At 39.4% G+C, this 21,637-nt stretch carries 18 protein-coding genes; 8 read left to right on the top strand and 10 right to left on the bottom strand.

The genetic code is table 11. The annotated features are described in order from the left end of the window. Positions 1-3: 3 nt before the first annotated feature. Positions 4-348 carry a VOC family protein gene (locus CWB65_RS04910; RefSeq protein ID WP_008132086.1) on the bottom strand — a complete coding sequence of 115 codons (345 nt, stop codon included), beginning with the start codon at positions 346-348 and terminating at the stop codon, positions 4-6. Between the two features lie 268 nt (positions 349-616). Between CWB65_RS04910 and CWB65_RS04915 the strand changes: the two genes are divergently transcribed. Then, positions 617-2,125 (top strand): OmpA family protein, encoded by a 1,509-nt coding sequence (locus tag CWB65_RS04915; protein ID WP_008132082.1) that lies wholly within the window; start codon positions 617-619, stop codon positions 2,123-2,125. Between the two features lie 61 nt (positions 2,126-2,186). On the opposite strand, the gene CWB65_RS04920 is transcribed toward CWB65_RS04915, so the two are convergent. The 6 genes from CWB65_RS04920 to dapB form a co-directional block, all read right to left on the bottom strand. After that, positions 2,187-2,771 carry a class I SAM-dependent methyltransferase gene (locus CWB65_RS04920; RefSeq protein WP_008132081.1) on the bottom strand — a complete coding sequence of 195 codons (585 nt, stop codon included), beginning with the start codon at positions 2,769-2,771 and terminating at the stop codon, positions 2,187-2,189. Between the two features lie 317 nt (positions 2,772-3,088). Then, on the bottom strand, positions 3,089-4,132 hold the full coding sequence (locus CWB65_RS04925; RefSeq protein WP_138740065.1) for a S66 family peptidase: 1,044 nt from the start codon (positions 4,130-4,132) through the stop codon (positions 3,089-3,091). A 132-nt stretch (positions 4,133-4,264) separates the two neighbouring features. Beyond that, entirely contained in the window at positions 4,265-4,741 is a 477-nt protein-coding gene (greA, locus tag CWB65_RS04930; protein WP_006792433.1) for a transcription elongation factor GreA, read from the bottom strand. Between the two features lie 47 nt (positions 4,742-4,788). Next, a complete protein-coding gene (gene carB, locus CWB65_RS04935) occupies positions 4,789-8,007 on the bottom strand; it encodes a carbamoyl-phosphate synthase large subunit (protein WP_006792432.1) in 3,219 nt (1,072 codons plus the stop codon). A gap of 16 nt (positions 8,008-8,023) precedes the next feature. Next, a complete protein-coding gene (gene carA / locus CWB65_RS04940; protein ID WP_006792431.1) occupies positions 8,024-9,160 on the bottom strand; it encodes a glutamine-hydrolyzing carbamoyl-phosphate synthase small subunit in 1,137 nt (378 codons plus the stop codon). Between the two features lie 362 nt (positions 9,161-9,522). Next, on the bottom strand, positions 9,523-10,320 hold the full coding sequence (dapB, locus tag CWB65_RS04945) for a 4-hydroxy-tetrahydrodipicolinate reductase (RefSeq protein ID WP_039036767.1): 798 nt from the start codon (positions 10,318-10,320) through the stop codon (positions 9,523-9,525). A 348-nt stretch (positions 10,321-10,668) separates the two neighbouring features. Between dapB and CWB65_RS04950 the strand changes: the two genes are divergently transcribed. The 3 genes from CWB65_RS04950 (at position 10,669) to CWB65_RS04960 (ending at position 14,059) form a co-directional block, all read left to right on the top strand. Then, on the top strand, positions 10,669-11,982 hold the full coding sequence (locus tag CWB65_RS04950) for a Na+/H+ antiporter NhaC family protein (protein WP_008132075.1): 1,314 nt from the start codon (positions 10,669-10,671) through the stop codon (positions 11,980-11,982). Between the two features lie 119 nt (positions 11,983-12,101). Continuing rightward, positions 12,102-12,890: a hypothetical protein gene (locus tag CWB65_RS04955; protein ID WP_008132074.1), complete on the top strand. Its 789-nt coding sequence runs from the start codon at positions 12,102-12,104 to the stop codon at positions 12,888-12,890. 152 nt (positions 12,891-13,042) lie between these two features. After that, positions 13,043-14,059: an alpha/beta fold hydrolase gene (locus tag CWB65_RS04960; RefSeq protein WP_033025805.1), complete on the top strand. Its 1,017-nt coding sequence runs from the start codon at positions 13,043-13,045 to the stop codon at positions 14,057-14,059. A gap of 118 nt (positions 14,060-14,177) precedes the next feature. Here CWB65_RS04960 and CWB65_RS04965 read toward each other — a convergent pair whose 3' ends face one another. Beyond that, on the bottom strand, positions 14,178-14,975 hold the full coding sequence (locus tag CWB65_RS04965; RefSeq protein ID WP_008132072.1) for a M48 family metallopeptidase: 798 nt from the start codon (positions 14,973-14,975) through the stop codon (positions 14,178-14,180). 180 nt (positions 14,976-15,155) lie between these two features. Here CWB65_RS04965 and CWB65_RS04970 point away from each other — a divergent pair, with 180 nt between their 5' ends. Next, positions 15,156-16,358 (top strand): multidrug effflux MFS transporter, encoded by a 1,203-nt coding sequence (locus tag CWB65_RS04970; RefSeq protein WP_006792425.1) that lies wholly within the window; start codon positions 15,156-15,158, stop codon positions 16,356-16,358. A gap of 28 nt (positions 16,359-16,386) precedes the next feature. On the opposite strand, the gene grpE is transcribed toward CWB65_RS04970, so the two are convergent. Both grpE and CWB65_RS04980 read right to left on the bottom strand, forming a co-directional pair. Continuing rightward, positions 16,387-16,995 carry a nucleotide exchange factor GrpE gene (gene grpE / locus CWB65_RS04975; protein ID WP_008132071.1) on the bottom strand — a complete coding sequence of 203 codons (609 nt, stop codon included), beginning with the start codon at positions 16,993-16,995 and terminating at the stop codon, positions 16,387-16,389. A 58-nt stretch (positions 16,996-17,053) separates the two neighbouring features. Continuing rightward, positions 17,054-18,019, bottom strand: coding sequence for an HrcA family transcriptional regulator (locus CWB65_RS04980; protein ID WP_006792423.1), 966 nt, complete (start codon positions 18,017-18,019; stop codon positions 17,054-17,056). Positions 18,020-18,194: 175 nt separating this feature from the next. On the opposite strand from CWB65_RS04980, the gene nadK reads away from it, so the two are divergent. The 3 genes from nadK (at position 18,195) to recN (ending at position 21,470) form a co-directional block, all read left to right on the top strand. Continuing rightward, positions 18,195-19,079 carry an NAD(+) kinase gene (gene nadK / locus CWB65_RS04985; protein WP_006792422.1) on the top strand — a complete coding sequence of 295 codons (885 nt, stop codon included), beginning with the start codon at positions 18,195-18,197 and terminating at the stop codon, positions 19,077-19,079. 78 nt (positions 19,080-19,157) lie between these two features. Then, positions 19,158-19,715 carry a hypothetical protein gene (locus CWB65_RS04990; protein WP_008132070.1) on the top strand — a complete coding sequence of 186 codons (558 nt, stop codon included), beginning with the start codon at positions 19,158-19,160 and terminating at the stop codon, positions 19,713-19,715. Positions 19,716-19,790: 75 nt separating this feature from the next. Beyond that, on the top strand, positions 19,791-21,470 hold the full coding sequence (gene recN, locus CWB65_RS04995) for a DNA repair protein RecN (RefSeq protein WP_008132068.1): 1,680 nt from the start codon (positions 19,791-19,793) through the stop codon (positions 21,468-21,470). Positions 21,471-21,637 lie beyond the last annotated feature (167 nt).

Genomic DNA, 21,637 nt, shown 5'->3' on the forward strand with positions numbered 1-21,637 from the left:
TTTTTAATTAAATTCAGTTATGTGTAAAAGCTCGCCTGATGGTCCCCATAAATAAATCACTTTACCCCACGGCTCTTGTTTTATCCCTTCAAAGCGAATATCAAAGTGAGTTAACTTACTAATAGTGTTAAAAGCTTCGTTTATGTTTAATACGCACACTTGCAGCATTAAATTTTCAGAAAATTCTTGGTTGTAGTAACGCTGTAAAAAGAGGCTGCATTCACCTGATGTTGCAATACTTAAATCAGCTGATGCCTGCTCAACATTAAAGCCCAGCGCCTGATAAAATGCACACGATTGTTGATAGTTTTTACATGGCACAAACACTCTGATGTCATCTATTTTCATTGTTTTCCTTTTATTATTTAGGTGCGGAAGGCTTAATAACTTATTTATGTAAGTGACTTTAATTAGGTTCTCATTTTTCTGAGCAATCGTCATCAAATAAACGTAAACCAAAACAGCTTATTAATGCTTTAGTTTTCAAACCGACCGTTCTCTGTATTTTGTGTTGATAAAAAAATAAATGAAGCAAAACTATAAGTTAAGTAGGATGACTTTAAAAATCAGCTGTTTTATAGTCGCGGAATACTTTCAATATAAAAAGGACATTTTAATGAAAAATATAAATAAATTAGTCATCATTTTCACTTGTTGCTTAAGTGCATTTTATATTCACGCTAAGCCATTTCTTTCACCTTATCCTGGTGCAAAATTACAAAATAAAGTGGTACTAGAAGGTGAACAAACTCGCCTTGTTACACAGTTTAATCGCAATGAAACAAAGGCCAAACAATTTACTTTTGACTCATTTATTGGCTTTGCGAGCCATTACTCTTACGATATAAAAAATGTGGCTTCTTTAAAGGTCACCAAAAACTATCAAGAAGCACTTAATAAAGCCGGCTTTACTATTAACTATATGTGTTCGCTAGATGAATGTTACTCAGGTGATAAGTACGAAGATAAAAAGCGGTTAGGCGAAAAATCTAGCTATTTTAACCTTGGTAGTGCATTTAGAAACCCCTATTATATATTCGCAACCAAAGGCACTGACAAACTTGAGGCTGCTATTGCTCTTTATGTAGGGCAATATAAAAATGAAACGGGTGTGCAGTTAACCACTATAGATATAAAAGAGATTGAAACCGGCTTAATAACCGCCGATCTCAGTGCACTTAAAACAACAACACATAAAAATAGTAATAAAGCCCCAAGAAAAGATAAAAAAGGAACTCAAGATCACCCTTTGCTGAGTCGTTATCCAGGTAGTTATATTGAGGATTTTAAGCAAGTAGACTACGAAGAATTTAACATTCCTGTGGGTGTTGTAGATAAAAAAACAAAACAGATCCCAACACTTGATGTGATTGGCGACATAACTCAGATTACTTATGTGGTAAATAACGTATCCTCTCTTAAAATTTACCACAATTATGTTGGCGCATTAGTTAAAGAGGGGTTTGAAACTGTATTTTCGTGCCAAAAGAGCTCATGTAGTAAAAATACTAATAAAAGAAAAATCAGAGAAGATATAAATCAGTTAGGTGATGTTTTAGCGGTTAAATTAATTTATAACTACTCAGGGCAACCTCGCTATCAGGTTATGAAAAAAACGCTTAATGAACAAACGACTTACGCTGCATTTTTTATAGGGAATTATCAAGGCCATTCACGTATTCAACTCGTGGTTATGCAAACCACTCCATTGCAAACTGGTTTAATCGAAACTAATAGCGACAAAGTACTAGAGCAGTTAGCGCAAAAAGGAAAAGCATCAATATACGGTGTGCAATTTGATTATGATAAAGCCAGTATTAAACCAGAGTCTAAGCAGGCTTTAGATACCATTGCACAAGTATTAGATAAAAATAAACAGCTGAGCTTATATGTAGTTGGGCACACAGACGATAAAGGGTCAGCTGAATATAATTTAAACCTTTCTAAGCGCCGGGCTGATGCTGTTGTTAAGGCGCTAATAACTAATTATGGCGTGTCAAAATCAAGACTGCTTGCTCATGGCGCAGGCCCATATTCACCGGTTGCCACAAACAATAACGAATTAGGGCGTGAGCTTAATCGCCGAGTTGAATTGGTTGAGAAATTATCAAATAAGAAAAATTAGCCTTTGTTTAAACCATAAAAATAAAGGGCGCTATAACAAGCGCCCTAAACTTATATAACATTTATTTTTTAGCTATAGCCTGCAAGACCGATGCTAAACCGGTGTGATACGAGCCCTCAAACACTTCTCGTTTTAATTCTTTTAAATGTACAAAACTAAGCCCTATTAAGTCATCCTCTAAATCGCTTTTTGAGGTTTTAGTATCTGCATCTGGGCCGCCGCCGGTATTATAGTTTACTTGCTCTGGTGTATAGGCCTCGAGTAAAAATACTCCAGCTGGCTTTAAACCTTTTACAGCACGTTTATATACAGCAGAGCGAACTGCGCTCGGTAAAGGGCAATAAATTGAGACGACTGCATCCCATGTTTCTTTTCCAAAATCAAATTCTGCTAAATCAGCATGTATTAGTTCAATGTTTACGCAATGCTCTTTTGCAAGTTTTTCTGCTTTTTCAAGGCCTACTTTCGAGCCATCAACCGCAGTAACCTCATAACCCATTTTTGCTAAAAATACCGCATTTCTCCCCTCGCCTTCGGCCAAGCTTATAACCCTGCCTTTAGGTAATTGTTTGTATTGCTGGGCTAAAAAATCGTTTGGCTCTTTGCCATAAGCGTATTGCTGAGTGTTATACCTTTCATCCCACATAATTACTCCTGAGCTAAAATTGTTTACACGTTCTGCATAAATTGCATTTTAGTTGCTTAATAATTCCACGAATAACGCGGGCAGTAAATAGGAAATCGTTCCTCTAAGATCAAGGTTTATCTTAGAGGCACATTTAGCCATAGTAGGGTTTATTAAATTGTGGTGATCGCATCAGTTTAACCTAACTAGCGATGTGAAAAGTGAAATAAATAGATTAGTGACAGAGTCTCTTGCCTAAAAAGTATGAGTAATGAGCGTCCGTAATGTTCAATTTAAAGATTCCTTTTCAACTATACATTAGATATAAAACTTAATAATTAACACAGCTTAGTGCTTAGCGATGCCTTAATCACTTTGCCTTCATTTATGTCTGCGTTAATCGTACAGCTTGCACCATTAATTAAGTTTAAATTAGGTGCAACATGCCCAATATCAGCATCAAACAGTACGGGGAAAATACATTTACCAAGTGCTAATTCTATTGCTTGGTAATAATCAATCTGCTTATGGGGGCTATCAATAACGGCACTGCGACCAAGTATAATACCGTTTACATCAGTAAGTACGCCATTTAGTTTTAATGCTATGAGACTACGTGCTACGGCTGTTGGGCTTAACTCTGCGTTTTCTAGAAAGAGCACAAGCCCCTCTGGTGCATACTCTTGTTTAAAGCGATGTAAATCGAGGTAAGGCGAGCCAAGCAACAAGTTAAGCGTGTCTAAACAACCGCCAAAAAGCCGGCCTGTAATTTCTAATTTACGCGCATCGTTGTAATTTAAACATTGCCATTGCGTTGGCTCAGTAAGTTCAAACAACGCATCAGGGTTGCTCTCATAATTAATTAATTTAGTTTGGTATGATGCTGAAGGTACTTGTTCAAATTGCTCGCCTTTGGTGAGCGCTAAAACGTGAAAAACATTTACACAATTAGGATCAGTTTCATTTGGATGTAGCTGCATTAAATTAGCAGTATGAAGGGTTGCCCAACCACAACGAGAAGTGAGCACACACGCTAATGTACTAACATCAGAGAACCCCACTAACCACTTAGGTTTAGCCGTTTTCACTATGTTAAAGTCAATATATTGCAAAACGTCTAGTGCAAGCTCTCCACCCCATGGCGGCATAATTGCCGCTATATTTTCGTCGGTAAGAAAGTGCATTAGCTCTAAAGCTCGCTCTTTAGCGCTGATATTTTGCCTTACACTGTCACCTTCAATTACTTTAAACCCTTGCGACTTTAAACCATTTAGCACAGTGTCTAATCGTGTTTGAAAGTGATTATCAACACCTGAAGAAAACGCACAAATTGCAATATTATCATTAGGTTTAAGTGGCTCAGGAAAATTAATTAAGGACATCAGTACTCTCAATCATTAGGGTATAGTCAACCTAACGTACCCAATAAAGTAAACAAAGTCGAGATTATTAAAGGCATAAAAAAACCGATGTAATTACATCGGCTTTTATGTAAACGCTAAAGTGAGGATATATTAAAGGTACTCAACTTCAATGATTTCGTATTCAACGTCGCCCTTTGGTGTTTTAATGGTGACTGCATCATCCATTTGCTTACCAATCAAACCACGAGCTATAGGTGAGTTAACAGAAATTAAGTTATTTTTAATATCTGCCTCATCATCGCCAACTATTTGGTATTTAACTTCGGCATCAGTTTCTACATTAACAATAGTTACTGTGGTACCAAAAATAACCTTACCTGTGTTAGGCATTTTAGTTACGTCAATTATTTGAACATTTGAAAGTTTAGCTTCAATTTCTTGAATACGACCTTCACAAAAACCCTGTTGCTCACGCGCAGCGTGGTACTCAGCGTTTTCTTTTAAGTCACCGTGTTCACGCGCATCAGCAATATCAGCGATGATTTTAGGACGGGTAACTGTTTTTAATTCGTTAAGCTCTTTACGCAGTAAATCTGCGCCACGAACTGTCATCGGAATTGTTTGCATATTTTCTCACTTAACACCAAGGCCTAATTAGGCCTTGGTACATTTCCTTAGTTCAATCGCAGGTGTAGCTCTTGAACTGACGCCACTTTACTGCGGTCATCTGCTTTGTTAGCAGTACAGTTAGCGAATGCCGCGTTCAAGGTAGTCGTATAGTTGGTTTTATTTTGCAATGCACCACGACGTAACACCTTCGAATCTTCGATCGCTTGGCGACCTTCGGTGGTATTAACGATATAGCTGTATTCTTTATTCTTAATGTAATCAAGAATATGTGGACGACCTTCGTAAACTTTGTTTACGCGACGAACGTTAATACCCGCTTCTTCAAGCGCTTTGGCTGTGCCACCTGTTGCATCTAATTCAAAACCTAACTCGGTCATGATTTTAGCTAATTCAACAATACGTGACTTATCGCTATTACGAACAGATAATAACGCGCGACCACCGCGTGGTAAAGTATTGCTTGCACCTAATTGTGCTTTTGCGAATGCTTCGGCGAAAGTATCACCAACACCCATTACTTCACCTGTTGAGCGCATTTCAGGGCCACGGATAGGGTCTACACCTTGGAACTTAGCAAACGGTAAAACTACTTCTTTAACGCTGTAGTAAGGAGGGATAATTTCTTTAGTAATGCCTTGGCTCGCTAAAGATTGGCCCGCCATACAACGTGCAGCTACTTTTGCAAGTGCAACGCCGGTGGCTTTAGATACAAATGGAACCGTACGCGCAGCTCGTGGGTTAACTTCAATTAAATACACTTTGCCATCTTTTACTGCAAACTGTGTATTCATTAAGCCTACAACACCCAGTTCAAGAGCCATATCGGTTACTTGCTTGCGCATTACATCTTGCACTTCTTGCGATAAAGAATGTGCTGGTAATGAACAGGCAGAGTCACCAGAGTGAACACCAGCTTGCTCAATGTGTTCCATAATACCGCCAATGATTACTTGCTCGCCGTCACATATTGCGTCAACGTCAACTTCAATTGCGTTATCTAGGAAGTGGTCTAATAAAACAGGTGCTTCATTTGAGGCTTGAACTGCTTCGGTCATGTAACGGCGTAAATCGTCTTCGTCGTATACAATTTCCATTGCACGGCCACCTAATACATATGATGGGCGAACAACCAGCGGGAAACCAATTTCAGCTGATTTTAAAATAGCTTCTTCAGTTGATGTAACCGTTGCGTTTTCTGGCTGCAGTAGGTCTAAACGCTCTACTAACTGTTGGAAACGCTCACGGTCTTCTGCACGGTCAATTGCGTCTGGTGAAGTACCAATTACTGGCACTCCATTGGCTTCTAGCTCACGTGCTAGTTTAAGTGGTGTTTGACCACCGTACTGCACGATAACACCTTTTGGCTTTTCAACACGTACAATTTCTAGTACGTCTTCAAGCGTAATTGGCTCAAAGTATAAACGATCAGATGTGTCGTAATCGGTAGATACAGTTTCAGGGTTACAGTTAACCATGATGGTTTCGTAACCGTCGTCACGAAGTGCAAGCGCAGCATGTACACAACAGTAATCAAATTCAATACCTTGGCCGATACGGTTAGGACCGCCACCAATAACCATGATTTTATCTTTGTCTGTTGGATTTGCTTCACACTCTTCATCATACGATGAGTACATGTAAGCGGTGTCTGAACTAAATTCTGCAGCACACGTATCTACACGCTTGTACACTGGCACAATATTTAGCTGATGACGTTTTTTACGAATTTCAGCTTCTGACACGCCGGCAATTTCAGCAATACGCGGGTCGGCAAAGCCTTTACGCTTAAGCTTGCGTAAAAAATCTGCATTAAGGCCAGCCATTCCGCCTTCAGCGATTCTTGCCTCATCTTTTAAAATGTCTTCAATTTGAACCAAGAACCAGCGGTTAACTTTAGTCAGCTCGTAAACGTCTTCAACGCTCATACCGTGTCGCATTGCATCTGCAATATACCAAATACGCTCAGCGCCTGGCTCACGTAATTCACGGATGATTTTTTCTTTTGCCTTAGGGTCATCAAGTGCAACAATTGGGTTAAAACCCGTTGCGCCAACTTCGAGACCACGTAATGCTTTGTGTAATGACTCTTGTTGGTTACGACCAATTGCCATTACTTCGCCCACTGATTTCATTTGCGTGGTTAAACGGTCGTTAGCACCGGCAAATTTCTCAAAGTTAAAGCGAGGTATTTTAGTTACAACGTAATCAATTGAAGGCTCAAAAGAGGCTGGTGTTTTACCGCCAGTGATATCGTTTTGAAGTTCGTCAAGCGTGTAGCCTACTGCAAGCTTTGCTGCAATTTTAGCAATTGGGAAACCCGTTGCTTTAGAGGCTAGTGCCGATGAGCGCGATACACGTGGGTTCATCTCAATGATAACCATACGGCCATCTTTAGGGTTAATACCAAATTGTACGTTAGAGCCACCGGTTTCAACACCAATTTCACGCAGTACTGCCATAGAGGCATTACGCATAATTTGGTATTCTTTGTCGGTTAACGTTTGCGCTGGTGCAACAGTGATTGAATCACCTGTGTGCACGCCCATTGGGTCAAAGTTTTCAATAGTACAAACAATAATACAGTTGTCTTTTTTGTCACGAACAACTTCTGTTTCGTATTCTTTCCAACCAATCAGTGATTCATCAATTAGTAATTCGTTAGTAGGTGACAGGTCTAAACCACGCTCACAAATTTCTTCAAACTCTTCCATGTTGTAAGCAACACCGCCACCGGTGCCACCCATGGTGAAAGAAGGGCGAATGATACACGGTAAGCCTATGCGGCTCATTGTATCTTTAGCTTCTTCCATTGAGTGTGCTATCTCTGCACGAGGACACTCAAGACCAATATTTTTCATTGCAGTGTCAAAGCGTTCACGGTTTTCGGCTTTGTCTATTGCATCAGCTGTTGCGCCAATTAACTCTACGCCATGCTTAGCCAATACACCGTGCTTGTCTAAATCAAGTGCACAGTTTAATGCTGTTTGGCCGCCCATTGTAGGCAGGACTGCATCTGGCTTTTCTTTTTCAATAATTTTTTCTACTACTTCCCAGTGAATTGGTTCGATGTATGTTGCATCAGCCATTTCTGGGTCGGTCATAATCGTTGCTGGGTTTGAGTTAACAAGGATAACTCTATAGCCTTCTTCTCTAAGTGCTTTACACGCTTGTGCACCAGAGTAGTCAAATTCACAAGCTTGACCAATAACAATTGGGCCTGCGCCTAAGATAAGAATGCTTTTTATGTCGGTACGTTTTGGCATTATTACTCCAGTTAAATTAGTGTTTACGCGCTTGCATCAAATCGATGAAGTGGTCAAATAATGGGGCTGCATCATGCGGGCCTGGACTTGCCTCAGGGTGACCCTGAAAACTAAATGCTGGCTTATCTGTACGATGAATACCCTGAAGCGTACCGTCAAACAGTGATTTGTGTGTTGCACGAAGCGTGCTTGGTAGGCTTGATTCTTGGGCTGCAAAACCATGGTTTTGCGCTGTGATCATCACTACATCGCGGTCTAGATCTTTAACTGGGTGGTTACCACCATGATGGCCAAATTTCATTTTTTCTGTTTTAGCACCTGAAGCAAGCGCTAATAACTGGTGACCTAAACAAATACCAAAAATGGGTGTGTCGGTTTCTAAAAATGATTTTATCGCGTCAATTGCGTATGTACATGGCTCAGGATCACCAGGGCCATTAGATAAGAAAATACCATCGGGGTTTAATGCGAGTACGTCAGCAGCACTAGTTTGTGCAGGTACTACGGTAAGTTTACAACCACGGTCAACAAGCATACGTAATATATTACGCTTAACACCGAAGTCATAGGCTACAACATGAAACTTTTCATCGGCGGTATCTAAGGTTTTAAACCCCTCGCCTAATGTCCAGCTTGATTCGCGCCACTCAAAATTTTCCTTGGTTGAGACAACTTTTGCTAAATCCATACCTTTTAAGCCTGGGAAGGCTTGCGCGGCTTGTAGCGCTTTTTGTTCGTCTAGTTCGTCACCAGCAATAATACAACCATTTTGAGCGCCTTTGTCGCGCAAAATACGTGTTAGCTTTCTGGTGTCGATGTCCGCAATACCTAAAATATTACGTTCTTTCAAGTAATCATCTAACGATTGCTCGTTACGAAAGTTACTTGCTAGCAGTGGCAAATCACGGATCACTAGGCCTTTAGCCCATATTTGATTCGCTTCTTCGTCTTCGCTGTTGGTACCCGTATTACCGATATGTGGGTACGTCAAAGTTACGATTTGTTCCGCGTACGAAGGGTCAGTCAAAATTTCTTGATAACCAGTCATAGACGTATTGAATACCACTTCGCCGACTGACATGCCGTCAGCGCCGATTGCAGTACCGCGAAACACTGTGCCGTCTTCTAGGACTAACAGAGCGGATTTAGTCAAGTTAAACCTCCTAACAGTAAAAAACGGGAGTAAGCAAATTGCTTATCACCCCGCCAATACCCAGAGGGATCGTCAAAACCAGATTTTGTATGAGATTAAATTGTTTTACGCAGTCTTAAATGAGGCCGATATAACCGCTAAATCTTCAACATTTTTTCTTGCCTAAAACTCTTATCATTCCCACTGAACCCCTGATTTTACTAGCCACTTGGGTATAATTGGAAACACGCATTTAGTAATTTTTGGCAAATTGGCTGTATACTACATGATGTTGAGTTTTAGGTCTAACATTATTTGGTAAATCATAACAAATAAGTGCTTTTAGCTAAAATTAGACCCAAACACCCAAAATAGATACTAAACTACTTTAAATCGAGCACATCTTGCATGTCATAAAGTCCTACCGGTTTATTTTGCAACCAGCTTGCAGCTCTTATAGCGCCTAGCGCAAAGGTCATTCTCGAACTTGCTTTGTGCGTTAATTCAAGCCTTTCCCCCATTGTGGCAAAATATGCGGTATGTTCACCTACTATGTCACCTCCTCTTAGGACTGAATAACCAATTTCGTTTTGAGATTTTTCAGTTTCAATTTGGCTTCGATCGTATACAGCAACCTCTTCGTGGTTCCATCCTTTTGCATCTGCAATTGACTCACCAATTGCCAGAGCCGTGCCCGATGGCGCATCGATTTTATGACGGTGATGCGCTTCAAATATCTCAATATCTAAATCGTCACCGAACTTAGTGGCAGCCGTTTGAACTAAATTTAGTAACACATTTACACCAACACTGTAGTTACGAGCAAATACAATAGGTATATGTTTAGCAGCATTTTCTAATAATGCCATGTCATCGGCCGTTAAACCTGTTGTGCCAATAACTAAAGGGAGAGATTGTTCAACAGCACGCTTTAAGTGGCTACGCATACCGTCTGGCAGGGTGAAATCAATTAAAACATCAACACTTTCGAGCGTGTTTTCGTCGCTAAAACATACGTTTTTATCAGCAGCGCTATTTATTTGGTTTACATTAATTCCAATTAACGATGACCCACTGCGAACATAGGCGCCTGTTAGTTGTGTTTGCTCTTTTATTGTTGCGGCTTCCAATAAAGCTAAACCCATTCTGCCATTAGCACCAAAAACACCTATTCGAATCATCACTATGCCTTAATTTATTTTTGTTTAAACCGTAAACCGATCGTTTTGTATATATTGAGTGTATATACCGCTCAGTTAACATCAATCACTGAAAGTAACGTACTTAGTAGATTTTATCTAAAAGTCATGTAATAGTCAGTCAACCCTTTAATAAAAGAATAATAACAATACCAGTTTACTTTAGCCATCTATACATTTAAACTTCCCTTTCGCGTCGATTTGGTCTTTGGCTTGCGGGCGCTGCATTGTTCTACTATTTGTTAGCTTTTAACAACGTAGATAGACTTGCTAAATTCAGCTAAAAGAGGAATTTTTGGCTGTGGTAATTAATTGGTTCCGAGGATTATGATGCAGCCATCATTTAATAAAAACAAAGCAATACTTTCTTTACTACCCCTACTAACATTTGTAGCCCTATTTTTAGGTTCTGGTTTATACCTGCAATCGCAAGGGGTTGATTACGCTTTTTATCAACTCCCAGCACCGGTGGCAATATTACCCGCCATTATGCTTGCCTTTATACTTAATAAAGGCACTGTTAATCAATGTGTTGAAACCTTTATAAAAGGCGCTGGGCATAACAACATTATTACGATGTGTTTAATTTACCTGCTTGCTGGTGCTTTTTCTGCAGTGGCCAGTGCAACAGGGGGTGTTGACGCAGTAGTTAATGCGGGTTTATCACTGATACCGCCCGCTCTATTACTTCCTGGTTTATTTTTAATTGCCGCGGTTGTATCTACAGCCATGGGCACATCAATGGGCACTATTGGGGCGATTGGCCCAATTGCTTATGCGGTGTCGATCAAAACAGGTATAGACCCAGCTCTTATGGCAGGTACTATTGTGTCTGGCGCTATGTTTGGCGATAACTTATCAATTATTTCAGATACCACTATTGCGGCTACACGAACGCAAGGTTGTGAAATGAAAGATAAATTTAAAGAAAACCTTAAAATTGCAGTACCAGCCGCAATTTTAACAATCGCTTTATTGTTTTACCTTACGCCTGCAGCGCAAGTGGTCGAAACCCAAGATTACGATATTTGGTTAGTGCTACCTTATGCCTTTATTTTAGTTCTCGCCGTAGCAGGCCTAAATGTATTTGTTGTGTTATTTAGCGGTATTATATTTGCTGCATTAATGGGCTTTACCGGTAGCTACGAAGGGTCTAGCTTTGTTAAAGATATTTATCAAGGCTTTACCGATATGCAGGAAATATTTTTACTTTCTATGTTTATTGGTGGTCTTTCAGAATTTATTCGCATTAACGGTGGCCTTGATTACATTGCCCAAAAAATTCAAGCCATTACTAAAGTAATTGCTAAATGGCACCGTAAAGTAGCTGACCAACTTGGCATTGCAGCCCTAGTCATGACAAGTAACATTTGTATTGCCAATAATACCGTTTCAATTATTGTGGCGGGTCCTATTGCTAAAAAACTCGCTGACGATGGTGAAATTAGTGGCAAACGCTCTGCAAGCCTACTTGATATTTTTGCTTGTGTAACTCAGGGCTCTTTACCTTATGGAGCACAAGCACTTTTACTTGGCGCTACGTTTAAAATTAGCCCTTGGGAAGTCTCAACATCGTCTTATTATTGTTTCATTTTAGCATTTACCGCTATAGCAATAATTTGTTTGCGTCGTAATAAAGCTTAAAACCTTTGCCCCACTGTTGCAGCTTAAAAATAAGCTGCAACATATTACTCTACATATTAATCACTTTTGCTATAATGCGCGCTTTCGCGTGTCACTCAAGTTATAGTTAAATACAAATTATGAAATTAAATAAAATACTCTCCTTTTTTACCCTTACATCCATTGCTTTATCGTCTTCTGCTTTTGCCGCTAATTGGAGCAGCACAGCATTACACATTAACAATGGCGACCAAAAAAACCCTTTTACTGAGCAAGAGTCAGATACCACGGTTTACTCAGTTCAACATGCATCGGGTTACGATTACGGCGACAACTTCTTTTTCATTGATTACAGTAAAGACGATAAAGCTGACGGCTATCAAGATAGCGATTTTTACGGCGAATGGTATTCAACTGTTAGCTTATCGGCGCTCAGCGGTGAAAAAATTGGCACCGGTGCGTTATTAGATGTTGGCCTTACTGGCGGTATAAATATTGCTGGCGATGCTAAAATGGTGAAATACCTGCCGGGTGTTAAATTAAGCTGGGATGTACCAGGTTTTAACTTCTTTCAAACGATAGTAACAGCCTATATTGACGACAGCGAAGGTGTTGCTAAAGGCGGCGCCCCCATAGAAACAAATAGTTGGATGTTTGATGTAGCTTTTGAATACCCTTTTACTATTGGCTCACAAAAGTTCAGCTTTAAAGGGCACGCAGAATACATTGCAGAACGTGAAGACGAATTTGGAAACGATGTAGAGGCATGGATACTCGCACAACCTATTTTAGTATGGGACATGGGCCATGCCTTTGAAATGAAAGAAAATACGTTGCTACTCGGCATGGAGCTTCAATACTGGCATAACAAGCTAGGAACTGAAGTGACAGAGTCAGTTCCGCAAATACATGTAGAGTGGACCTTTTAAGCAATTACACTGCGTTAAAATCACATAAATTGGAGCCCTATTAAGCGCTCCTTTTTTTATGCCATAAAAGTATTTAATTGAATGGCTGTAAATACTTAGTTATTGTCGTATTTCTTTTAAGCCTCATGCTTTACCTTTGAAGGAATAATGAAATGATGTCAATTAAAGTGATGTGTTTTGCTGCCTTTTTAGCTTTAACTAATAATGCTTTAGCAAGTAGTGAAGTAAATACAGAGTCTCTATCTTACGATGCCCTCTTAAGCAGTTATCAATATGACTTTAAAGTAAATTACTTTAGCGTTGAATCACAAAAGCAGTCTTTAAAAATGGCGTATATTTACCTAAAGCCTACCAAAGAAAAGATGCCTACCGTGACACTTATGCACGGCAAAAATTTTAATGCTGATTATTGGACGACTACAGCGCAGTACTTGCAATCGCTTGGCTTTGGTGTATTAATTCCTGATCAAATTGGCTTTGGTAAATCATCCAAACCTACTAACTATCAATATTCGTTTGCATCGCTTGCCCACCATACACATGCGTTAATGGACTCCCTTAACTTAAAACAAACAATTGTAGTTGGCCATTCTATGGGCGGCATGTTGGCAAGTCGCTTTGCTTTAATGTATCCCAATACAACAATTAAATTGGTTTTGCTTAACCCTATAGGGCTTGAAAACTACTTACATTATGTTGAATACAAAGACACCAACTTCTTTTATAAAAATGAGCTTGCTAAAACGCCTAAGGGCGTAAAAAAATATCAGCAAAAAAACTATTACGATGGTAAATGGAACGCTACGTATTCAGCATTAACAGACTTTATTACTGGGCAAATACAAGGGCCGGACAAAGCTCACATGGCGTGGGTTAATGCTAAAACATACGATATGATTTTCACTCAACCGGTTATTACTGAATTTAAAGATTTTGCCGTGCCAGTTGAGTTAATTATTGGTACCCGCGATAGAACAGGACCAGGCCGAAACTGGAAAAAAACCGGTGTAGATTATGAGCTTGGTCGATACGATAAGTTAGGCAAAAATGCCGTATCGCTTATCCCCAATGCTAAATTATATGAACTCGATAATTTAGGCCACTTACCACATATAGAAGACTTTGAGCGCTTTAAAACTGTATTTAAAGAAGCACTCGCTGCTGAATAACCCACATAAATACACATAACCGACAAAATAAAACCCCTGAAAGTATTTACATTCAGGGGTTTTATTTTATTAGCGCATCAACACTATACGCCACTGCTTTATACTGTTAAGAGCTCAACTAAAGTGAGCACTGTGGCCTTTTTCCTTGTGAGTTTGCAGTACTTTGCTCACTTAGTGCTTTTGTCATTTGCGACTGCAAATTATTAATACGACTCGTTGGTGCTGGGTGGGTAGACAAAAATTCAGGCGTTGCACCGCTTCCCGCTGTACTCATGTTTTCCCAAAGCGTAACCGACTCTTTTGGGTTGAAACCCGCCTTAGCCATTAAATCAAGACCAATGGTATCGGCCTCAGACTCATGAGAACGGCTAAACGGTAAAATCACACCATATTGAGCGCCTAATCCGAGCCCTTGCATAATTTCATTACGGTACTGCACGTTACCCATTTCAAGCGCAACACTACCCAATTGCATTCCTGTACTTAACAACGAGCTTTGTGATACACGTTCATTAGAGTGTTCTGCAATTACGTGCCCTACCTCATGCCCTAAAACGGTGGCGACTTGATCTTGATTAGTCGCTATTTTTAGTAACCCGGTATGAACACCAATGTAACCGCCAGGCAAAGCAAATGCATTTGCTGAATCATCTTCAAATACCACCACTTCCCAGTTTTGAGACGCATACTCATTAGGTAAAACGGCAATTACTTTTTCAGCAATACAATTTACATATGTATTGGTTTTTGGATTTTTATTAATTGGCTGATTTTTTTTCATGTCAGCAAAGCTAGCTGTACCCATTTCGCTCATTTGCTGATCCGAATAAAGCGCTATTTGAGTACGCCCTGTTGGCGATGTTTTACACCCTGCTAAAACAGCCGTTGCTACTAGTGCCAATACCAATTTTTTCATTGTATTACCTTAAGTCATTTATACTGCAAGTAGGATAGCAAACACAGTGCCAGTTTAAAATCATTGGTTTAAGGTAAGTACTTTGCGGTGAAGTAAGTAACGTTCCGGCTAAACTACGTTTATACATATACAATGCCCTGCTACACTATAGCCCTTGTTTTATTTACCTTGAGTTTATGTATGGGCGCCTCGTCTACGTCTTTCAATACCCGTATTTTATTACCTTTATTGGCAAGTATTGTCGCTATTACCCCCCTTGCAATTGATATGTATTTGCCCGCAATGTTGGTTATTGCGAACAATTTACAAACTAGTATGCCAAATGTACAAATATCGCTAAGTATATATTTAGCAGGTTACTCATTGGGCATGTTATTTTTTGGCCCTATAGCGGATCAAATTGGCCGCCGGAAACTGGCTAAAATTGGTTTAACATTATTTGGTTTAACCTCTACTGCGTTAGCATTCACAACAGAAATTCATACTTTTTGGGCACTAAGGGCAATACAAGCGTTCACTGGTGCTGCTGCTACGGTAGTCGTGCCAGGAATCATTAGGCATATTTATCAGCAAAATACGGCAAAAGGTATGTCGTATGTATCGATGATCATGATGGTTGCACCATTAATAGCGCCGTCTGTAGGCTCTTTTATTTTAGGGTTTTCTGTTTGGTCTACCATATTTTTAGTATTAGCAGCTTACAGTTTTATAATACTTGTGTTTGTGCAAGTATATTTAATTGATATACCTATTCATACCAGTGAAAAAAAAGGTTTAGCCTTATTTTTTGACAGTTATAAAACTGTGTTGAGTAACACCGATGCACGCGCCGATATTTTAAGCTCAATGTTTGTATCGTTTGGCTTTTTTTGCTTTTTAACCTCAGTGCCTTTTATTTATTTAGACTTATACAAAGTGTCGGAGCAACTGTTTGGGATATTATTTGCCTTTAATGTGATGGCATTAATGTTTGGTAACTTTTTAAATACGCGTATTGTGCCGCGTATTGGTTCACGCAAAATGTTATATGTTGGATTGGTATGCGGTTTTATATCAGGGTTGTGCCTTTTAACTTTTAGTATTTTACATTTATCGCTTTATTATATAGTGGCAGCAATTGCACCATTAATGATGAGTTTAGGGGTCACTGCCAGTAATGCAGATTCTTTAATACTCATGAAGTTTGAAAAAAACACCGGCACGGCTACTGCCGTTATTGGTACGCTTAGGTTTGGCAGCGGTGCCTTGGTAGGCCCCATTCTTGCTGTTATGCATGCTCAAAGCTCTGTGCCGTTTTCGAGCCTCATGTTTAGCGCGGTACTACTGACTATATTAGTGCAAATAATTCATTATAAAAAAGACAAAAAAAATGCCTCAATCTGAGGCATTTTTAAAGTGTTAAACGGCTAAATTAAGCATCAGCCGCTTTTGAAACCATAACCATTGCCGGGCGTAATAAACGACCATTTAATGTGTAGCCTTTTTGCATTACAGCAAGAACTGTGTTTGGTGTTACATCGTTGCTTGGCTGAATTGACATAGCTTGATGGAACTCTGGGTTAAATTGCTCGCCTTGTGGGTTAACAATTTCAACACCGAATTTAGCAACAGCATCGTTAAAGCTTTTAACTGTCATATCAATGCCTTCAAGCAACGGCTTTAACGTTTCGTTTTCTTTATCAGAAAACTCAATAGCGCGTTCAAGATTATCAATCACAGGAAGTAATTCGTTAGCAAACTTTTCAAGTGCAAATTTGTGTGCTTTCTCTACATCTTGTGCAGCACGACGGCGAATGTTATCAACGTCAGCAGCGGCACGGATCACACCGTCTTTTTGGTCTGCAATAGTTTGCTTAGCAGCTTCTAGCTCTGCGTAAAGCATCGCAATTTCAGCTTCAGGGCTTTGTTCTTCTGCATGTTGTTCAGCGGCATCCACGGCTGCTTCTACATCTGCTTGCATTTGTTCAATTTCTTCGTTTAGTTCTACTTCTTGCTCTGGGTTTTGTGTCTGCTCAGACATAAAATACATGCTCCAATTCTTTTCAATTGCGGTAATTATGGGGATTGAATAAAAAGATTCAAGAGTTCGATGACTCAATTAATTTAAATTCTTGGATTATTTGTTCTATTTGCGCTGATTTTGGGCAGATTATACAAAAGCGGCTTTGGTATTCTTGGTTTTGAAAGTAAGGAACGCTGATGGTTATTAGATCGTTACATTCACTAAACGGAAGTTTTTTACCACTGATCACCGAAACACCATTTTTAAATGCCAGTGCATCTTCAACAAAATTTAGAAATGACACGCCTATATTTAGGCTTTGCTCACAATTTATTTTTTTATAAAGGTAGTTTTCACCCACAACAATACTATTATCTGAACCTAACTTTTGACTTAGCTGCCGTGTCCATTGAGTAAGTGAATCATGACAGTTTTTAGGCGCTGTGTTTGCCATTGCTTGCATTCTATACAAGCCTTCCATCAATGTTTGTTGACTAAATACTGTATTTAACCACGTTGCAAACTGGTACCGAACCGTATCTGAAGCATCATGTGGTTTATCAATGCAAATATTATGACTTTGGCCTGCGCGATCTATCAATAAAATAAGCCAATCGGTAGAATCAAAATCAAGTACTTCAACCCTAAATACATGCTGTGAGCTCACTTGCGGTAAACCAACACAACAGCATACCTGATACTTTTGACTCAAGCCATGTGCCAATTCAACTAGCTGTGCTTGTTCTGGCTCCCAGTAACTAGCAATATCTGATAATGGAAAAAACTCATCAAACCAATAATTAAACCCTTCATCTGTAGGTACTCGTCCTGCAGAAGTGTGGGGGGAATACAATAAACCTACTTTTTCAAGACGGGCCATTGCATTACGAACGGTTGCTGAACACACAGCCATGCTTTTTAGCTTGGCAATTTTTGTTGATGGAACGGGCAATCCCTCACCGTTACAGTACATGTTCATTACAGCTGAAAATATTTGCTGATCGCGCGGATTTAATTTCATGATATCTACATCTTGTTGCATGAAAGGTATATCGGGGCATTTGCTGCTATTTCAAGTCATTTCCCCTTTGTTGAACAATATAAAACAAATTTATTTTAAACTAAATTGAATCATACTCATTTAGGTAAAATCTGTATTTTCAAACACTTTGCTTTTGAGTTACTCTACAACCATCAAAACTTTTAGTGTGCAGATTATGAACTCTCCTTTCAATACTATTGGCCTTATTGGCAAACCAAACCACCCAAAAGCGGCTGCCACTTTGCAGCGTTTGCATACATTTTTACTGGCACTTGGTTTTGAAGTGATTGTTGAAAAACGCACTGGTGGACAGTTAGTCGATGTACCCAAAGAAAACCTTGTTAAACTGGTTGATTTAGGAGAGCAAGCCGACCTTGCAATTGTGGTTGGCGGTGACGGAAATATGTTAGGAGCTGCGCGCGTACTTGCTCGATTTAACATTGCTGTAATTGGCGTTAACCGAGGTAACCTTGGCTTTTTAACCGACTTAAACCCTGAAGGTTTTGAAGCTAGCCTAGAGCATGTTCTAAGTGGTGAGTTTATAGAAGAGAATCGCTTTTTATTGGAAGTAGAAGTTTATCGTCACAATGAACTAAAAAGTGCCAATTTAGCGGTAAACGAAGCCGTATTACATGCAGATAAAGTAGCTCATATGATTGAGTTTGAGGCATTTATAAATAGCGACTTTGTATTCTCTCAGCGCTCTGATGGGCTAATTGTATCTACGCCAACAGGATCAACTGCTTACTCACTCTCTGGTGGGGGTCCAATATTAACGCCTGAACTAAATGCAATATCTTTGGTGCCTATGTTTCCGCACACGTTATCAAGCAGGCCATTAGTGGTAGATGCCGATAACGAAGTGAGGCTAAAACTTAGTTTAGACAATACTGACAGCTTGCAAGTCAGCTGCGACAGCCACGTTGTGCTTGCCGTTTTACCTGGTGATGAAGTCGTCATTAAAAAAGCAGATAAAAAATTGCGGTTAATTCATCCAAAAAACTACTCTTACTACAACGTTTTACGTACGAAATTAAATTGGGGCAGTCGTTTATACTAATTTTATTGCTAAAGCGTTGTCTTTAGCGCAAAATGCAGATTACAACAATAATACACCAATTTTTAGGAACAAATAGCAATGACATATGTCGTTTTTTTTGCCTTGCTACTGTTAATTACACTTCTAGCAACCTACTTAAAAATAGAAAGCAATCGTCGCAAAGCAATTGAAGCTCAAAAAAAGCAATTTAACGAACGTGTATCACAAGTTGGCGCCCGTCTAAAGTCAAAATTAAATGAGCTAGTAGAGGCGAAAATTCTTCGCCCTAAATACGCACCTCGAATTCAAGCAATCGTTTCCAACTTTTTTGTAGTTCAAAAGCATACTGACGAGAATTTACAAACCCTTGAAGATGTATCTGATCTATTAATCAATACTTTATCTAACGAACTGACTAAAGCGAACCAAATAGGCAATGGCCAAAGCTTGGAAGAAAATATCCAGTATTTTGTGTCTGAACTTCCACAGCAAGGTATTTCGTATAACAAAACGTTTTACTCAGAGGCGTTACCAAACCTTATCGAATTAATTAAAACCAACGACTTGCTACAACCCCTTGATAATGAAGAAAATGAATACATTCCAGAAAATCAAGACCCAAACAACCAACTCAATCAACATGTTAATATTGCCTAAATAATAAAAAATTAATTTGCAAAAAAGCTAAACACTGTATAAATTACCAGTTAATTAACTGGATGGATAAACAGTATGTTAGTTGGTTTAGAAATTAAAAATTTTGCAATTGTAAGTAACTCAAGCACTGAATGGCATAACGGCATGACAGCGATCACGGGGGAAACCGGCGCGGGTAAATCGATTGCCATTGATGCACTTTCATTGTGTTTAGGCGAGCGTGCTGAAGCCTCTGCTGTAAGACCTTCTGCAGACAAAGCTGAAGTATGTGCCCAATTTGATATAAGTGCACTCCCGCTCGCTCAGGCTTTTTTAGAACAGCACATGCTAACGAGTAACGACGATGAATGCCTACTTAGACGCGTTGTTTGCAAAAATGGTCGCAGCAAAAGCTATATTAATGGCAGCGCTGTTACAGCAGCTCAACTAAAAGAGCTAGGACAGTATTTAATTTCTATACATGGGCAACACGCTCATCAACACCTTTTAAAAGCTGAACATCAATTACAACTACTTGATGCATATGCTGGCCATCAAGACTTGGTTGTAAAAGTAACTGAAAGTTATAAACAATTTGCCAACCTTCAAAAAGAATTTAAACAGCTTGAGCAACAGCAATTACAACAAGCCGCTCAAAAACAGCTACTAGAATACCAAGTGGCAGAACTTGACGAGTTTGCGTTACAAGACGGTGAGTTTGAACAAATTGAAGCCGAACATTACAAGCTAAGTAATAGCCAAACCATTTTAGAGTCATGTCAAAAAGAGCTGCAATACCTATATGAAGGTGAAGAACAAAGCGCGTGTTCTGTTTTACAGCACAGCGCACAACAATTTGCAGATTTAGCACAATATGATGAAAGCTTAGCAAGTGTGGCTGCAATGTTAGAAGAAGCTGCTGTTCAAGTAGAAGAAGCTAGCCGAGAAATTCGCAATTATACGGAACAAGTTGATTTAGACCCAGCCCGTTTAACAGAGATAGAAAATAGGTTAAGTGGCGCAATGGACTTAGCTCGTAAGCACCATATAAAACCGCAAGGATTAGTTGAATTTCATCAGTCAATTTCAAAAGAACTCGAGTCAATTAGTAATAATAGTTCGCGTTTGGAGCAACTTGACTCTGAAATAAACGATGCATTGCTTGACTACAAGCAAGCAAGTGAAGCGCTAAGTATTAGCCGCAGAAGTTATGCTAATACCTTAAACACCTTAATAAGCGAAAGTATGGCAAATTTATCCATGGAAAATGGTGTATTTGAAATATCGCTTACTGAAGATCCTGAGCGCGCCCCCAATCTTTTAGGGCATGATAGCGTTTCGTTTTTAGTATCGACCAACCCAGGTCAGCCCCTTCAGCCTTTGGCTAAGGTGGCGTCTGGTGGTGAGCTTTCGCGTATTAGCTTAGCCATTCAGGTTATTATTGCCCAAAAAGTAACAACACCAACATTGATATTTGATGAAGTAGACGTAGGTATTTCTGGACCTACAGCCTCTGCTGTTGGAAAGTTATTAAGGCAACTTGGTAAATCGACTCAGGTGATCTGTGTTACCCATTTGCCGCAGGTTGCAAGTAGTGCGCATCAGCAATTTTTTGTAGCAAAAGAAATTGCTAAAGGTGAAACCTTTACCAATATGCTGGCACTAACAAAAGATGGTAGAGTAGACGAAATAGCAAGGTTGCTTGGCGGCGACAATGTTAGTAAAACAGCAAAAGCAAACGCAAAAGAGTTAATAAAAAGCGCATGTGTAATTTAGGTTTAATTAATAACCAACTAGGGTTTCAATTTTCAGCAAGGCCTTTATATGATTACTAATACTGCTTTAATTCTTATTATTGTAAGCTGGCTACTGGTTTTAATTAGTATATTGCTAACTTTATTTAGCCGATATAAACACACACAATTCAAGAAACACTTAATGAG

Source organism: Pseudoalteromonas sp. S554, assembly GCF_005930865.1.
Taxonomy (GTDB): Bacteria; Pseudomonadota; Gammaproteobacteria; order Enterobacterales; family Alteromonadaceae; genus Pseudoalteromonas; species Pseudoalteromonas marina.

Bases quoted from the DNA above. Each gene is read 5' to 3' on its own strand.
- recN (WP_008132068.1), top strand. From the start codon at position 19,791: ATGTTAGTTGGTTTAGAAATTAAAAATTTTGCAATTGTAAGTAACTCA.
- CWB65_RS04950 (WP_008132075.1), top strand. From the start codon at position 10,669: ATGCAGCCATCATTTAATAAAAACAAAGCAATACTTTCTTTACTACCC.
- CWB65_RS04925 (WP_138740065.1), bottom strand. From the start codon at position 4,132: ATGTCCTTAATTAATTTTCCTGAGCCACTTAAACCTAATGATAATATT.
- CWB65_RS04990 (WP_008132070.1), top strand. From the start codon at position 19,158: ATGACATATGTCGTTTTTTTTGCCTTGCTACTGTTAATTACACTTCTA.
- CWB65_RS04955 (WP_008132074.1), top strand. From the start codon at position 12,102: ATGAAATTAAATAAAATACTCTCCTTTTTTACCCTTACATCCATTGCT.
- grpE (WP_008132071.1), bottom strand. From the start codon at position 16,995: ATGTCTGAGCAGACACAAAACCCAGAGCAAGAAGTAGAACTAAACGAA.
- dapB (WP_039036767.1), bottom strand. From the start codon at position 10,320: ATGATTCGAATAGGTGTTTTTGGTGCTAATGGCAGAATGGGTTTAGCT.
- nadK (WP_006792422.1), top strand. From the start codon at position 18,195: ATGAACTCTCCTTTCAATACTATTGGCCTTATTGGCAAACCAAACCAC.
- CWB65_RS04910 (WP_008132086.1), bottom strand. From the start codon at position 348: ATGAAAATAGATGACATCAGAGTGTTTGTGCCATGTAAAAACTATCAA.
- CWB65_RS04960 (WP_033025805.1), top strand. From the start codon at position 13,043: ATGATGTCAATTAAAGTGATGTGTTTTGCTGCCTTTTTAGCTTTAACT.
- carB (WP_006792432.1), bottom strand. From the start codon at position 8,007: ATGCCAAAACGTACCGACATAAAAAGCATTCTTATCTTAGGCGCAGGC.
- CWB65_RS04965 (WP_008132072.1), bottom strand. From the start codon at position 14,975: ATGAAAAAATTGGTATTGGCACTAGTAGCAACGGCTGTTTTAGCAGGG.
- CWB65_RS04980 (WP_006792423.1), bottom strand. From the start codon at position 18,019: ATGCAACAAGATGTAGATATCATGAAATTAAATCCGCGCGATCAGCAA.
- CWB65_RS04970 (WP_006792425.1), top strand. From the start codon at position 15,156: ATGGGCGCCTCGTCTACGTCTTTCAATACCCGTATTTTATTACCTTTA.
- CWB65_RS04920 (WP_008132081.1), bottom strand. From the start codon at position 2,771: ATGTGGGATGAAAGGTATAACACTCAGCAATACGCTTATGGCAAAGAG.
- greA (WP_006792433.1), bottom strand. From the start codon at position 4,741: ATGCAAACAATTCCGATGACAGTTCGTGGCGCAGATTTACTGCGTAAA.
- CWB65_RS04915 (WP_008132082.1), top strand. From the start codon at position 617: ATGAAAAATATAAATAAATTAGTCATCATTTTCACTTGTTGCTTAAGT.